Annotated in this window: 15 protein-coding genes and 1 pseudogene; 6 read left to right on the forward strand and 10 right to left on the reverse strand. The window is 36.9% G+C overall.

The window, feature by feature from the left end:
• The first annotated feature begins 120 nt into the window (after nt 1-120).
• Nucleotides 121-1119, forward strand: coding sequence for an alpha/beta hydrolase family protein (locus B6A32_RS05575; protein WP_085301826.1), 999 nt, complete (start codon nt 121-123; stop codon nt 1117-1119).
• 252 nt (nt 1120-1371) lie between these two features.
• Here the strand turns inward: B6A32_RS05575 and B6A32_RS05580 are convergent, their stop codons facing one another.
• The 4 genes from B6A32_RS05580 to B6A32_RS05590 form a co-directional block, all read right to left on the reverse strand.
• Entirely contained in the window at nt 1372-2265 is an 894-nt protein-coding gene (locus B6A32_RS05580) for an alpha/beta fold hydrolase (RefSeq protein WP_233131331.1), read from the reverse strand.
• A gap of 116 nt (nt 2266-2381) precedes the next feature.
• A complete protein-coding gene (locus tag B6A32_RS19250; protein ID WP_158088453.1) occupies nt 2382-2522 on the reverse strand; it encodes a hypothetical protein in 141 nt (46 codons plus the stop codon).
• Nucleotides 2515-3060: a hypothetical protein gene (locus B6A32_RS05585; RefSeq protein ID WP_143327870.1), complete on the reverse strand. Its 546-nt coding sequence runs from the start codon at nt 3058-3060 to the stop codon at nt 2515-2517. Before B6A32_RS05585 ends, B6A32_RS19250 begins: the two co-directional genes overlap by 8 nt.
• Before the next feature lie 302 nt (nt 3061-3362).
• Nucleotides 3363-3950 carry a TetR/AcrR family transcriptional regulator gene (locus tag B6A32_RS05590; protein ID WP_158088454.1) on the reverse strand — a complete coding sequence of 196 codons (588 nt, stop codon included), beginning with the start codon at nt 3948-3950 and terminating at the stop codon, nt 3363-3365.
• A gap of 180 nt (nt 3951-4130) precedes the next feature.
• Between B6A32_RS05590 and B6A32_RS05595 the strand changes: the two genes are divergently transcribed.
• The 3 genes from B6A32_RS05595 (at nt 4131) to B6A32_RS05605 (ending at nt 9435) form a co-directional block, all read left to right on the forward strand.
• Nucleotides 4131-5558, forward strand: a complete 1428-nt coding sequence (locus B6A32_RS05595; protein ID WP_085301829.1) for a hypothetical protein — start codon at nt 4131-4133, stop codon at nt 5556-5558.
• The gene (locus tag B6A32_RS05600) at nt 5551-6645 is read left to right on the forward strand and encodes a DUF2855 family protein (RefSeq protein WP_085301830.1); all 1095 of its coding nucleotides are present in this window, start codon (nt 5551-5553) and stop codon (nt 6643-6645) included. The genes B6A32_RS05595 and B6A32_RS05600 overlap by 8 nt, the downstream gene beginning before the upstream one ends.
• Nucleotides 6646-7023: 378 nt before the next feature.
• The gene (locus B6A32_RS05605) at nt 7024-9435 is read left to right on the forward strand and encodes a bifunctional diguanylate cyclase/phosphodiesterase (protein WP_085301831.1); all 2412 of its coding nucleotides are present in this window, start codon (nt 7024-7026) and stop codon (nt 9433-9435) included.
• Nucleotides 9436-9529: 94 nt separating this feature from the next.
• Here B6A32_RS05605 and B6A32_RS05610 read toward each other — a convergent pair whose 3' ends face one another.
• Complete coding sequence (locus B6A32_RS05610; protein WP_085301832.1) at nt 9530-10783, reverse strand: M56 family metallopeptidase; 1254 nt, start codon at nt 10781-10783, stop codon at nt 9530-9532.
• The gene (locus B6A32_RS05615; RefSeq protein ID WP_085301833.1) at nt 10776-11168 is read right to left on the reverse strand and encodes a BlaI/MecI/CopY family transcriptional regulator; all 393 of its coding nucleotides are present in this window, start codon (nt 11166-11168) and stop codon (nt 10776-10778) included. The genes B6A32_RS05610 and B6A32_RS05615 overlap by 8 nt, the downstream gene beginning before the upstream one ends.
• A gap of 156 nt (nt 11169-11324) precedes the next feature.
• Here B6A32_RS05615 and B6A32_RS19655 point away from each other — a divergent pair.
• Nucleotides 11325-11716: pseudogene (locus B6A32_RS19655) on the forward strand (transposase); the annotation flags it as partial.
• Between the two features lie 28 nt (nt 11717-11744).
• Here the strand turns inward: B6A32_RS19655 and B6A32_RS05625 are convergent.
• From B6A32_RS05625 to B6A32_RS05635, 3 genes are all read right to left on the reverse strand, one after another.
• The gene (locus B6A32_RS05625; RefSeq protein WP_085301834.1) at nt 11745-12320 is read right to left on the reverse strand and encodes a hypothetical protein; all 576 of its coding nucleotides are present in this window, start codon (nt 12318-12320) and stop codon (nt 11745-11747) included.
• 371 nt (nt 12321-12691) lie between these two features.
• On the reverse strand, nt 12692-12985 hold the full coding sequence (locus B6A32_RS05630; protein ID WP_085301836.1) for a HigA family addiction module antitoxin: 294 nt from the start codon (nt 12983-12985) through the stop codon (nt 12692-12694).
• Entirely contained in the window at nt 12985-13263 is a 279-nt protein-coding gene (locus tag B6A32_RS05635; protein ID WP_085301838.1) for a type II toxin-antitoxin system RelE/ParE family toxin, read from the reverse strand. The genes B6A32_RS05630 and B6A32_RS05635 overlap by 1 nt, the downstream gene beginning before the upstream one ends.
• Nucleotides 13264-13281: 18 nt before the next feature.
• On the opposite strand from B6A32_RS05635, the gene ltrA reads away from it, so the two are divergent.
• On the forward strand, nt 13282-14346 hold the full coding sequence (gene ltrA, locus B6A32_RS05640) for a group II intron reverse transcriptase/maturase (RefSeq protein ID WP_085301840.1): 1065 nt from the start codon (nt 13282-13284) through the stop codon (nt 14344-14346).
• A 105-nt stretch (nt 14347-14451) separates the two neighbouring features.
• Here ltrA and B6A32_RS05645 read toward each other — a convergent pair whose 3' ends face one another.
• Nucleotides 14452-14934: a hypothetical protein gene (locus B6A32_RS05645; RefSeq protein ID WP_143327871.1), complete on the reverse strand. Its 483-nt coding sequence runs from the start codon at nt 14932-14934 to the stop codon at nt 14452-14454.
• Between the last annotated feature and the right edge of the window lie 462 nt (nt 14935-15396).

Genomic DNA, 15396 nt, shown 5'->3' on the forward strand with positions numbered 1-15396 from the left:
ATTGTTATTAACACCATTGATTAGAAATATTGTTGTTTTTAATCGTTAATATTTTAAGAATATAAATTAATACCTGATCTGTTTATGTTGTGGTCCTATTTTTAAATAAAAGGAATTTAAATGTTAGGAAAAAAATATCTCGTTATCTTGTTTATTTTAATGCTTGCGGGCTGTGCAAGCGTTAAAGAAAAACATTACTCCCCCGACTTTTCAACGTCAGAATTAACTTTGGTTAGTGAAGCCATTCCTTTTAATACTTTTGAAGATTGGCTGAATGATACTAAAGGAATAAAAACAAATATTAAGCGACTAGATAACTTTCAAAGACGGGTTGACCCTAAAGCATTTTCTCACTTTAAAAACACCGTAGCGAGTCATTGGGTATCTTATCAATCTGATGGGCTAAAAATAGCAGGTGTTGTTGCTTATCCAAAAGACTATGAAGATAAAAGTTTGCCTGTTGTTATATTTAATAGAGGTGGCAATGATTCTGGCGGTAACAGTCGAATAAGCCTCTATAAACTTATTTTACCTTTAGCTGAGCAGGGTTACATTGTACTTGCTAGCAATTATCGAGGTTCAAGGTATAGTGAAGGTAAAGATGAATTTGGTGGTAAAGATGTTAATGATGTACTGCGATTAATCGATATTGTAGACACCATTCCTTTTGCCGATACAAACCGTATTGGCATGGTTGGTTGGAGCCGCGGTGCTATGATGACTTTGCTTGCCGCTAGAAAGTCAACTCGTATTAAATCTGCAGCAGTCATTGCTGGTAATGTTGATATGTTTGCGAGTATAGAGCGCCGCCCTGACATGGAAAAAAAGGTTTATGCTAGATTAGTACCTAATTTTGATAATAACCGCGAGGTTGAGCTTGAAAAGCGTTCAGCTATTTTCTGGTTAGAAGAGCTTAATCCTGAAATGCCACTCCTAGTTATGCATGGCACAGAAGATTGGCGGGTAGATTATAAACAATCAGAAATGCTGGTAAGGAAGCTAGCCGCACTTAAACGACCGTATAAGTTTAAGCGCTTTGAATATGGAGATCATAACTTGACCTTCTATAAGAATGAATGGCAAAACGCATTGTATACTTGGTTAAAAGAAACGCTTTAATTTATTTTATCGAATTTTATATCTCGAAGATAAGATAAAACATTACTTCTATGCTTAGCCACTTTAAGGACATCCCGCATATTTATAAGTTGGGTAAAAAGGCGGTTAATATAGAGAAGTTTTAAATCTGTAACTATCAACTAAATGATTATGAGTAAATAAGCCGCACTGAAAAACCGAAATGATAAGGGTAATAACAGCAAAGTTATTACCCTTTTTTAATACAAAAAATATGTTGATGCTCACTTTAGTTTAAAGAATTTTAATTTTCTGCGCTTCAATAAAATCTAGGTGAGAAATAATAACGGCGTCTGGAGCTTCAATTTGTGGGTAATGTCCAATCTTATCAAGTGTAATAACATCAGCATTTGGAATAAGTTGTTGGTATCGAGCAACTAAATGGGCACCTGATATTGGGTCAAACAAGCCATTAGTTAAACGAAGTGGAATTTTCGCATGCTGCAATGCGCCGACCCAACGTGCTCTATTTAAGCGTCTTTCAACCATATAATAAATGAGTTTATGCATCACCAAATGACCATTGTTGTAACGTATTAACGACCAAAAATCTGTTACTTCTTGTGTGCTTGGCGGGGTATTTGGACCAAATATTTTCTTTAAATTTTTCACTAATGTTTTTTTAGTCATTAATCTAACAAGTAAGCCGCCTAACGGGCTTAAAAGTAATTTTTGCATCAGAACAGGGCGATGTGTTTCAGGAAATATACCACCATTAAGTAAGTGCAAAGAGCTGATGTTAAAGGGCAATGTTTCTTCGTTATGGCGAGCTAATAGCTCTTGAGCAACGGTATCGCCGTAATCATGACTAATAATATGGCAAGCGTTAATGCCTAATTTTTTAATTAGCGCACAATAAATATCTGCTTGATTACTAATACTGTAGGCTTGCTTAGGTTTATCGCTAAAGCCAAACCCAAGCATGTCGAGTGTTATACATTGAAATTTATCACTCAGTTGTGGCCAAACTTTACACCAATCGAAACTCGCTGTTGGATATCCGTGAATGAGCAATAATGGTGTACCTTCGCCTGATACGTTATAAAAAATTTTCTGACCATGAAAGTCAAAATAATCGCCGCTAGTTTGCCAATTATCTAAAGTCATAACTTCACTTTTAACTTTCATTCTTAACTTTCATTCTTAACTTTCACTCTTAGCATCTCCACAGGATTTATATTGATAGTTTCTAATTCGAATTAATGCATAACAGTGCTGTTTCCCGATGAAAATATCATTATGTATCATGAGTTAAGCACTACAGCGTCATCGTAAACTACATCGATAATAAAAAAAACAATATAAAAGCCCATTCGATGTGATATCTGCATGTTAGCTTGGCTATTACTGATAAATTGTCGACCTAGCGAGTTATGTTTAGCCACCTTCATTACTTTGTAGTAATAAATTAAATGTTTTTACATCACAATTATCTAAAGAGTCGCAACCCCTAATAATTAACCTTAAGTTTGATTCGTTTTCATCTAGATAGCTCTTATTACCTAAAACGTCAGCCCCAATCGAGCAAGATAAGTCGTTGTTATTAAATTCACATTGAGCTGCGCCAGTGGCGTTTGGACAAAGTGAGAAAGAAGCACCACCACATCTCAAGGCTACAATTTTATTGCTGTCAGAATAAACTTCACCGTTACTCGTTAGATATAAATCTATTCTGTAAGAGGCTGAAGTGGGCGATACCCACTGAAGCTCAAAACTAGTGCCTTCGGTAATGGTAACTACTTCATTGTCATAAAAATCTTTTGCATCAAAACGAATGTTTTGTAAGGCAAAATCGCCACTTTCAACAGGGGGTTCATTGTTGCCATTAGCGCCATCATCGTTACCGTTGCCGCCACTACTGCCGCCGCCTCCGCCGCAAGCGCTTAATGCAAATATGCTCATGGCGAATAGAAGATATTTCATAAATGTCCTTATATTTAAGCTAATGAATTAATTTTTAATTAGGTAAAGTCTTGTTTTGCTTTGCTTTGAAAAATACATTGCATAATTCCAATGTTAATCGTCGAAATGTTGAAGTTACAAGCATCAGAAAAAATTTGAACCTTGAACTTGTAGCCTGTTCAGTGATTTTAGAACACTTTATCATGCTTGTATTAGAACGTATCATCATAATGTTAAGTGAATGCCAACGCGCAAAGTTTATTTATGGTCTTATCTAGCTTTATTGTCGACTATTGCTTTATCAAGCAGCGAGTCATCAAAGCTTACACTGACTGATGGAGCTTTATTAGCGCGTCAACATGCAAGCTAACGGTGTCTAGTATTAAGCCTTTCCAATGAGCGCTATCAACCTCTTCCGCAATAGCATGATGCATTAAGCCAATATAGCCATGTACAATTGACCATATTTGCAGGGTAGTATTGCGCTTTTGTTCAAAGGTGGCATCTTTTGGTAAGAGAGTTTCTATAATTTTAGTGGTTTGTAAAAATGCTGCTACACTCGATTTTTTTGCCTCGTCAGAGGGAAGATAATGGGCAACACTCTCACCAAAAATTAGCAGGTAATGGCCGCGATAATTTATGGCTGTTTCGATATAACCTTGCGTTGCTGCCAAAATGCTTTCTTTGGGATTATCACTATTAATAGGCACATCAACAGCGTTTTTAAAGCGAGTAAACCCCTCAATATAAAGCGCATCTAAAATGCCTTGCTTGCCATTGAAATGGCTATAAATACCAATGGTTGACAAATTTGACTCGCGGGCAATAGCTCTAACACTGAGCGCGGAAATTCCACCGTTTAAAAACAGTTTAGATGCAGCGAGTAATATTCTTTCTTTGCTATTTTTCATGCTTAAATCAACCACACAATGTTGCGTCATCATAGCGTTAATTTTACGAAATTAATATTATTATCTTGACAAAATATAACGGTGTTATATTTTATTTATAACGCTGTTATATTGAGCAGTATGAAGAATTAAAAATTAAATGCATGAAATTACATAACGTAAAAATTAGCAGGGGATAAAATGGACGTTCAAGTATTAGAAACTGATTACTTAGTTATTGGCAGTGGGGCAATGGGCATGGCGTTTGTAGATACACTACTCGCTGAAACCGACGCCAATATTATTATGGTTGATTTACACGCCAAGCCAGGAGGACATTGGAATAACGCATACCCGTTTGTTACCTTACATCAACCATCTAAATTTTATGGTGTTGGTTCTAAAGAGCTCAGCAAAGGGCGCATAGATAGCTTAGGTTTAAATGCCGGTTTGAACGAACTTGCTACGGGTGCTGAAGTTAGCGCTTACTTTGACGATGTTATGAAGCATCACTTTATCAGCTCTGGTCGAGTTAAGTATTACCCAATGTGTAAGTATACTGGTGATAATACCTTTGTTTCCATCACGAGTGGCCAAACCTTTAACGTTAAAGTGAATAAACGTTTAGTTGATGCTACCTATTTAAAAACCTCGGTACCTTCAACACATACACCGAATTTTTCTATTGCTGACGATGTTAATTTTATCCCTTTAAATCAATTACCTTCTATAACAAAACCAGCAGAGAAATATGTGGTCGTCGGCGGCGGAAAAACCGGTATAGATGCCTGTTTATGGTTACTTGAAAATCAAGTAAACCCCGATGATATCTGTTGGATAATGCCGCGCGATGCCTGGCTCATGGATCGCAAAAACACTCAACCAACAGCTGATTTTTTTAGTAACACTATTGGCGCACAGGCAGATCAAATGGAAGCGTTAGCCAATGCCGAATCAGTTGACGATCTTTTTGATAAGCTCGAAGATAAAGGTGTGCTAGTGCGCATAGACAAAACTGTGAAACCTGAAATGTATCACGGCGCTACTATTTCTCAGCAAGAGCTTACGCAATTAAGACGTATTAAGCAGGTGTTGCGTAAAGGGCGAGTTACCCAGTTAGATAAAACCTTAATTACCTTTGAACAGGGTACTCATATAACACCAGAAAACACCTTGTTTATTGATTGCTCGGCCAGTGCTTTAGGAGAGCTTAAGTCACTACCAGTATTCAGTGATGAAAAAATCACCTTGCAAACTATACGTATTATTCAACCAGTTTTCAGTGCTTCACTTATTGCTCATATTGAAGCGGCATACCAGAACGACCAGCAAAAAAATGCCTTAAGTCAAATAGTGCCACTACCAAACAAAGCCACTGACTGGTTAACGGTGAATGCAGCATTTATGCGAAATCAGTATCTTTGGTCGCAAGATAAGTCATTACAAAAATGGCTGTATTGCAGCCGACTTGATGGTTTTAGTAAACTGGTGGCTGATGTAGCAAAAGATGATACTGAAAAACAAGCAATAATAATGCGTTTACGCTCGAATGTGCCCAAGGCCATGGAGAACTTAATGCGCCTAATTGCCACTTTACCTATGCCAAAAAAGGAAGCCGACCATGCATGAGTTTCAAGTTAATAAACAAGACTTCACAAAAACAAGGCTAGTAGAAAACAATACGCTAAATGCTGAAACGCCCTTATTAGACGATGAGATTATTGTCCGCGTTGACAGTTTCGCATTAACAGCAAATAACATAACTTACGCAGTACTAGGTGAGAAGCTTGGCTATTGGCAGTTTTTTCCTGCCTCAGATAATGCCGATAATAGTTGGGGGATTATTCCTGTTTGGGGCTTTGCAACGGTGATCTCATCACATAGTAATGATATTACGGTGGGCGAAAAGTTATTTGGCTATTTTCCGCCAACATCATTAGTAAAAATGACCGCTACTCAAGTGTCATCACAGCGCTTTTTTGATGGCAGTGCACATCGGGCTGCGCTGCCGCCTGGTTATAATGTTTATCGCAGAGTATTAGCAGAGCCTGGTTATAATGAAACTTACGATAAGCAACGCATGTTATTGTTTCCACTGTATATTACTTCATTTTGTTTATGTGATTACTTAGAGAGTAATCAATGGTTTAACGCCGAACAGGTTATTATTATTAGTGCCTCAAGTAAAACCAGTATTGGCCTTGCCTATGGCATTGACGACAGTGAATCAGCGCCAAAGTTAATTGGCATGACAAGCTCACGTAATCATGCTTTTGTTAATAAGTTAGGTGTTTATCAGCAAGTAATTAATTATGGAGACTTAAGCCAGCTTAACCCTAAATTAAAAACCGTTATTGTTGATATGGCAGGCAATGCTGAACAATTAAAAGCAATAGAGCAGCATATGATAGGCAATTTAACTTTTTGCCTACAAGTTGGTTTAACGCATTGGGATGAAGCCTCGGTAAAATCTCCTTTATCTCATACTGAAAGCGAAATGTTTTTTGCACCAGGGCATATTCAAAAGCGTATTGCGCAGTGGGGCGCAAAAGAGTTCGAACATAAATCTATGAGTTTTATGGCTAAAAGTACCCAGCGCAGTGCAAGTTGGTTAGCTTTTACCAGCATAGAAAGTATTGAACAAATGGCTGAGGTTTACGCTGATGTTTGTAAGGGGGTGCTAGCGCCTGAAAAAGGCATTATTATTAAACCTTAGTGACAGACTATTGAATAGCTTGTAAATAAGAACGTACTAAAATGTGATGTTAATACAACCAATTTATTTTTGTATAATCACGAAAGTTCAAATTATAGCCGTTAGCTAAATGATAAATTATTAGCTAACGGGTACATAAATTTCTTTTATAAAGCTATTCAAAAAAATTAAACGCCTTAACTCAACACGTTATTAACTTTTGAAAGCCTCATACACAAAGGCGTAGCCAGTATATAAGTTCAGTAATAATAAAGTTTTTGAAAACATTAGCTTAGCTAGACAAACCCTTTAAAATTTGCTCTACTTAATTAAAATGTTTTTGTCTCGATAACGTTATTATCGTCAACTTCTGTTGTAAAAACTTTAGGCATTATAAAATTGTCAGAATTATCTAAATCTCAAACCATAAAAAGCTTAACGATAACTAATCAGTTTGCTACTGATATTTTATTGTTAAACACTCCCAATGAAGTTTGGCAATATTTAGCTCAAAATATTGTTGAAAAACTGGGTTTCGATGATGCGGTAATTTATACCTTAGATGCAGGTAAAGAAACGTTAAGTAGAATGTTTGGCTTTAAAAAAAATATTCTTGTAGGTAATAACCAAACCAGTAAAACTCAACCAACAGAAACCACCTCCGACCTCAAATTAATTAAATTCAACCAAGGCGTTATTGGTAAAGTTGCTGCGACACAGCAACCAATATTAGTCAAAGATACCCGTGAGTTTAGTGGCTATATTGAAGATGGAGACACAACGCTTTCAGAGTTGGCTGTGCCGGTTTTATTCAAAGATAAATTACTTGGTGTAATTGATACTGAGCATACTCAAGAAAATTTTTATACAGACTATCATTTAAAAACTTTAACAGCATTAGCCTCTATTGCTGCGATGAAGATCTCTCAAATCATTAAAGTGGATGGTTTAGAAGATATAATTGAAAATTTAGAATACGCAAATAAAATTCAAGACGCATTATTTGAAATAGCAGAACTTACCTATACAACGAAAACAATGGGTGAATTTTATCGTCATTTACATCAATGTATTGGTCGATTAACCTTTGCTAAAAACTTCTTTGTTGCTTTACTTAAAGATAATGGCAAAACCATTGAATTTCCCTATGCTGTCGATGAATTTGACCAAGATATAGTGGATGAATTTGACCAAGGAAAAATATTTGCAAAGGTCGCTATCGATCCCAATAACTTAAGCATAACAGGTTATACGCTTTCAAAAGATAAGCCTTTCTTGCTCTATGAGCAAGATATTCAAAAAATGCTCGATAGCAAAGAGCTCTACATTCTAGGTAGTATCCCTAAAGCTTGGTTAGGTGTGCCTTTTGGTCAAAATGAAAATAAAGGCATTGTCGTTGTACAGAGTTACAGCACGGACTTTTTATTCCAAGAAAAAGACAAACAGCTCTTATCCTTTGTCGCAAAACACATTAATAATGCGATTGAAAGAATGGAAGCACAGCAAAAGCTACAGTTTTTAGCTTTGCATGACCCCTTAACTAACTTACCTAATAGATCGCTATTTAAAGACCGTATTCAACATGCATTTTTACACTGCAAAAATTATCGTCATGAAAATATGGCAATATTGTTTATTGATGTAGACAGGTTTAAGCAGGTTAATGACACCTATGGTCATCATATTGGAGATAAGTTATTAATTAAAATAGCAAAAAACATTAAAGCTGCTTTAAGAACTACAGATACCTTAGCACGCTTAGGTGGCGATGAGTTTGCTATTTTACTCGACGGTAAGATTGATCATGAAACAATATGCCGCATAGCTGAAAACATTATTAATGCTATGAAAACGGCTTTTAATATTGAAGGTTTAAATATTGCCAGTAGTTTAAGTATAGGTATTGCTAATTATAATCATGAAAGTATAAGCGCAGATCAAATATTAATTGATGCTGACCATGCAATGTATCAGGCTAAATTAAAGGGTCGAAATCAGTATGTGTTTTTTGAAGCGCTAGAAGAGCAAAATAAATCAACTAATGTGAAGTTTGAATACGACTTTGATAATGCGATTAAAAATCAAGAATTTGTTGGAAGTTATCAACCTCTAATTGACTTTAAAACAGGGCAAGTTGTTGGCGCTGAAATTTTAGTGCGTTGGCAACACCCTAAATTGGGGCTTATATTCCCTGATGTTTTTATCCCAACGTTAGAGAAGTCGAAACAAATAGTTCAGCTTGATCTCTATATGTTGAAGCTAGCAATAAGTAATTTAAATCAATGGCAAGAATGGTTGCCAACCAGGTTTAAACTGAATGTTAATGTCTCAACGTCAGGCTTTGCTTCGAAAGAATTAATTACATATTTACAAGAGCAGCACCGTTTATCGGCGGATATTACTAGTAAGGTATGTGTTGAGATCACCGAAGAAAGTTTAATCTTAAATGTTGATGCGGTGCAAAAGCATTTAGAGATACTAAAAGATATAAATGTCTTGGTTGCTTTAGACGATTTTGGCACCGGTTATTCGTCATTAAGTTATTTGCATCAATTTTCTTTAGATTACTTAAAAATAGATAAAAGCTTTGTTGATGACTTAAACGAAGTAGGTAATAAAATTTTAATTTTAGATGCAGTAGTTAATCTTGCAAAAACCTTAAATATAAAAACCACTGCCGAAGGAATAGAAACTCAAGAGCAATATCAAAAACTGAAAGAAATTGGTTGTGATGTAGGACAAGGTTATCACATTGCAAAACCAATGCCTGGCTCAGAATTTAAGCGCTTCTTTTTAAATAGATTGAACTAGGTTACATCGATACTTTTAAAGTGTTTAACAAACAGTACAGGTATTAACAGCGCTGTTATTACCTGTACGATTAATTAAGGTGGCAATGTTTTAGTTATTTCGTCACTTTAATTTGTTCAATTAAACTTTCTCGCCGCGCGGAATTCTTATCCAGAGCAAAATCTAACTGCACTAAATTATTTTTATGATAAGAGTTTGACGCTTCATATCGCCATTGCTCTAACGCTGTTTTAGCTACTTTATCAAAAACATAAGCGGGTGAGCCGTTGACAACTTCAACATTTTTCACGCTACCTGCCTGGTCAATATCAAATTTTAGCACCACTGAGCCTTCAATATTTTCTACTACAGCTTTTTCAGGGTACTTGGGCTCTACTCGGTAAGTAGGCTTTACATGATCTTGTTGTTTTTTTGCTGCACCTTGCTGAATATTATCAGTTGTTGCCTGACTTTGATTACCTGCAAAACTTACTCCCGATAGCAAACTAACCGATATCGCAGAAACCATTATCATGGCAAGTTTTGTCGCTTGAGTATTAGCTTTAATTTGTTTAATACGTTCAAACATCATTTGTTTATCTCCATATTCTTTAAATGAAAGTTGTGCAAAGGCTACTTTAGGGGCAAATTCTGCCACCACTAGTAACGCTTTGCTGTAGGCAATCCTGCTTGCGGTTTGTTTGCGCGCCAGAACAACTTGGTCACAGGATAATTCTTGGTCTTGACGAAACTTTCTATAAGCAAGCCAAACCAAAGGGTGGAACCAAAAAAGCGCGACAAAAAGTAACGCTAGTGTGTTCCAATAAATGTCATTGCGATCAAAATGACAAATTTCGTGCTCCAAAATTAGCGCTTGTTGAGAGCGACTAAAGTGCGTTGTAAAGTTCGCTGGAATAATAAGCTTTGGTGAAATTAATCCGAGCAACATTGGGCTATAAGTACTGTTACTTTGAAAAGCATTAAGTTTAGAAGGCAATTTAACGACAAGCTCTTCATCTTTAAGCTCAGTTAACTTAAGGCCACTTTTGAAGCGAATATGGCTAATTAACCAATAACTAAGAACGAATAGCGTACCTACTAGCCAAAGCGTTAATATGACATTGGGTTGAATATCAATTAACTGCTCAGTTGGCGTAACCATATAACGCTGAATTGTGCCGCTTGGTGCTTCAACCATTTCCTGCCATGGTATGGGGATCAAATAGGCTAATAGGGCCACAGGGATTAAGCTCCATAAAAAATATCCAACTTTTGCACCGCAATATTTTAAAATTAGAGTATTGCAAAGTAGTAAAAACGTAAGCATCAAGGTTAATGGCCAGAGTAAATCTAGCAATAGATTAATCATCTTTTTGCTCCTGCTCCCAATCAGCAATAATGGCTTTTAACGCTGCTATGTCGTCTTTTTTTAATTGGCTCTGTTGTGCAAAACCGGTAATAAGTGGCGAGAGGTGTCCTCGAAAAAGCTTATCTACTAAACTTTTACTTTGTTTTACTAAATAACTGTCTCGCTCAATGAGTGGAGAGTATAGGTAACTACGCTGTTGTTTTTCATAGCTAATAGCTTGTTTTTTTACTAAACGGTTGAGTAGTGTTTTTACCGTTTTTTCATGCCAAGGTTTTGTTTCATTTAGCTTGGCTATAATGTCATTTGCGTTAGCAGGGTTGTGCTGCCACAACACATCTAGCACGGCGAATTCGGCATCACTAATTTCTGGCACTGAGTTTGACATGGTTAATTCTCTTTTTAGTAAATACGTAATATTACAAGTGTAATCGATGTGATTATAATTACACTTGTAATCTAAGTGTGCAAGTTATTTTTTATGGCTGATTAAATAGGAGGTAAATAAGTGAGTGAATACAGAAGAAGGCCGTAAATTAAGCTAAGGTTATTATCTGCTATGGGCTTAAACAGAGAAGGTTATCAATAGAGTGAATATATAGAAAAATATGCGGGTATTGCGCCTGTTAAAAAGCGCAGTGGTAAAAAGAATGGATACATTGGCGCTACTCATGCAACACATTTTTACGGCAGACATTTGTTGAATGGGCAGGTCAAACGGTGCGGTATTCATTTTGGGCCGAGGCGTATTATGAACAACAAAAAAGTAAAGGAAAGCCACATAACACTATCATAAGGTCACTGACTTTTAAGTGGATAAGAATATTATTTCGGTGTTGGAAAACAAAGACAGCGTATGATGAATCAACGTGCTTAGCGGCCTTAAAAAGCAAAGGCTCGCCGATATTAATATATGCGGTGGAAAACAAGTTTTAATGCTTGCGGTCCACCTCAGGGCGTGTTGTTATGTGCAATTTAGGTTTTTATAGTAATCATCTGCTTTCTTGCATTCGTCAAATACTTCTTGAAGAGTTGATTTAAACCATTTTGCAGCTTCAGTAGATTTTTTTAGGCTAGCTTCATCTAGCTCTAAATACTCTAAACTTTTAGGATGCATTAGGCGATTTCGAATTTTTAAATATTCTTTTAGAGCTTCCCATCCATGTTCGCCAGTTTTAACCGTAATTTTTGCACCATGAATTCGAGTGTAACAATTGATAGTAAAAAGTAGCATCGGCAATAGCTTTTGAAAATTATCTTTAGTTTCCAGCTTACCTTTTGCATTGAGTTGATAACTCTCTTCTTGAAGCAAGGTAACTTCTTGATTAGAAAATAAGTCTGGGTATTCTTTTGCGGTGGCAATAGCTACACACCTCAATTGAAAAACCATCCCTTCTATAAAAGCAAAATGCGTTCTTAATAAAGTTCTTTGAGCAAAGCCGTTATTGTTCTCTTTTCCATACTCTCTAATCTCTTCAATATCATTTGATAAAAGAGTAAATACATACTTCATTTGATTTACAGCTAATTCTCGATTCATACTCTTTGCACATAACGAGCCTGTAGAATTACTCGTTTTTTATATAATTTTTAATCAAAATACTCTAACTGGATTATTTTCTTTTAACAATCAAAAACGTTTACGTTTTTGATTTTTATTTTTGCATCGTTAAAGGTTTATTAAGGGGGGGGATTAAGTGGTTTATGTCGTTTTGAGGCTGGTTTTTTGTGATGTTGGGCTTTTAGGCCCTAATGCAGATTGTTTCTTAACTTTTCAATATTATGAACAAGACAATACATTTTCCATTGGAAATTTAGGGTGGGTGTCCTGTTAAATTTCTGTGCGGAGCCGCATGCAGGGTGGTGTGGGGGCTGGAGGGGAGAAACCTCCGGCTACCCGATTTATATTCCTTACGCCATTGCAAAATCAATTTGATGAACTCTAGCTAAGTTTACATTATGTTTTGCTTGCCAAAGATCATAATTGTCTTGCATCGATAGCCAACTTTCAGGGCTACGGCCAAGCGCTTTCGATAGTCGTAAAGCCATTTCTGGAGTAATAGCACTTTTAGCTTTTAAGATACGGCTTAAAGTTGAAGGAGAAACATCTAATTGTTTTGCAACAAATCGGCAGCTATAGCCAAATGGTTCCATATAAACATCGGAAATAAATTCACCCGGATGCGGTGGATTATGCATATTCATTAGTGATAATCCTCATAATTTAAAATAAAAGCATTGCCATCTTTAAATTCGAATGTGACTCGCCAATTACCATTTACAGTAATAGACCAAATTCCATCTCTTTTCCCTTTTAAGGCATGTAATTTAAACCCAGGTAAGTCGATGTCGTCTAAAACAGTCGCAGTATCAATAGCGGCGAGTTGCATTCTAAGTCGACGTTCATGCTTGGCGTGAATGCCAGCTTTACTGCCTGACTCAAAGAACTTTTTCAGTCCTTTATGTTTAAATGATTTAATCATAATCGAGAGTGTAGCGCGTTGCGCAACGGGTGTCTAGAGGAATATAACGCCCCCAAGCCTGATGGTGGCTCGCGAGGTTTAGGTATTCCTACCGTACTCGATAGATTTATCCAACAAGCGATCCACCAAGTGCTCAACCCAATATTCGACCCGCATTTTTCACCTTACAGTTTTGGTTTTCGCCCAAACTGCAATGCAGCGCAAGCGGTAAAATACCTGCAAACGGGCGTTAAATCTGGTCGTAAAATAGCCGTTGATATCGATTTATCAAAATTCTTTGACCGTGTTAATCATGACTTACTCATGCATAAAATAGGGTTAAAAGTAAAAGATAAAGTATTAATGGCATTGATTGGACGGTACTTACGGGCAAGGATCGTTGAACACGGTAAACGAGTAAAGCCAACCCAAGGCGTACCACATGGTGGGCCATTGTCACCGTTGCTTTCTAATATCATGCTCGATGAACTTGATGAAACGTTAGTCAAACGGGGACATCATTTCGCCCGATATGCGGACGATTTCACCATTTTGGTGAAAAGTAAGCGTGCTGGTGAACGCGTTTTAGCGAGCATGAGCTTGTTTATACAGCAAACACTCAAACTAGTTGTTAACGAGAAGAAAAGTCGTGTAGGCGCAGTAAAAGAAACCAAGTTTTTAGGGTTTGGTTTCAAATACGGGCGCATCAATATACATGACAATTCATTGCACCGATTTAAACACCGCGTGCGCACTTTAACAAATAGAAATTGGGGCATTGCGATGAATAAGCAAATAGCTAGCCTTAGCCGATACCTGCGAGGATGGGGTAATTACTTCCTCATTGCCAATGGTTATCAGTTATGTGTGGATTTAGATCAATGGCTCCGCCGAAGAATACGCATGTGTTATTGGCGACAATGGCGAAAGCCAAGAACCAAAGTGAATAATCTATTAAAACTCGGTGTTCCACTGGCATTAGCGGTGAGCTGTGGAGCGACAAGAAAAGGTGTTTGGCGTAGTGCGAAAACCAAAGGAATAAACTTAGCATTAAGCAACGAATATTTAGCTAAGGCAGGCTTAGTGTCACTATGGGATATCTAGATTAAAATCCATCATGGTTAATGAACCGCCCTGTGCGGGGCCGCATGCAGTGTGGTGTGGGGCTGGAGGAGAGAAACCTCCGGCTACCCGATTTAGCCATACTTTTTAACTACGCTCAATTTTTACTATATGGTTTTGAGAGTTTTCGGGGATATAGTAAACATTAACGCATTGATTATTTTTAATAAAATTATCCCCGTACTTTCTATTAGCAAAAAAATACTTTGCCGTACCGTAGTTATTATATTCGAATTTCACGTCTTTAATTTCGAAAGATTCTCCTCTACTACTAATAAGAGTCGATTGGTAGTTTTCAATGCAGCCTTTAACGGATAGCAGTTCATTGCTCTTAATAATTTTCTCGTAATTAGAAAACTTAACAAACTTGAAAACCCCGACGAGTAGCGCCAAGATAAAAAGTGTCAAAAGTGCCGCAAGTAACTTTTGCTTTTTAACTTTTAAGGTGCCACTGATGGCATCAAAAAAAGGGGAAAAATTGTAAAGTGCGACAATAAAAATCAGGAAGCCGACATGAGGGATAAACATATCAACATTAGCTTCAATTAGGCTTTCAAAATATACTGACAATTTAAATTACACTCTAAAGTTTTGGTATGGCTAACGTTTCACATATGGGGCGCAGACTTGCTGGCTATACTTGCGCGAAGCGCCAGCCAGCGAGTATGCGTCCCAATGAGCGAAGCGAATGAACATGATGTGTTTGTTAGGTTTCAAGTGGTGCTCAATTTTGATATGCGGTTTAAAATAAAGTACCAGATTAGACCAACCAAACCACCAATAAATGCAAATATGAGATTTACCCAAGCTGACATTAAATACCCAGAGAAGGTGATTGAACCTTCACTTACTTTAAGGCTTCCCCCAAATAGCAAGTGGTCATAATGCGACAGATTCCAAAGGTGAAAACAAAGAAACAGCAAATATATAACTACAGCAGTGACCAATGCCATATACGTAATATTAAACTTTTCAACTTTCCGCAGTACGAAGGCAGTAAATACAGCTATGACGCTTGCGATAGCAAAACAT

The organism is Colwellia polaris, assembly GCF_002104515.1.
Taxonomy (GTDB): domain Bacteria; phylum Pseudomonadota; class Gammaproteobacteria; order Enterobacterales; family Alteromonadaceae; genus Cognaticolwellia; species Cognaticolwellia polaris.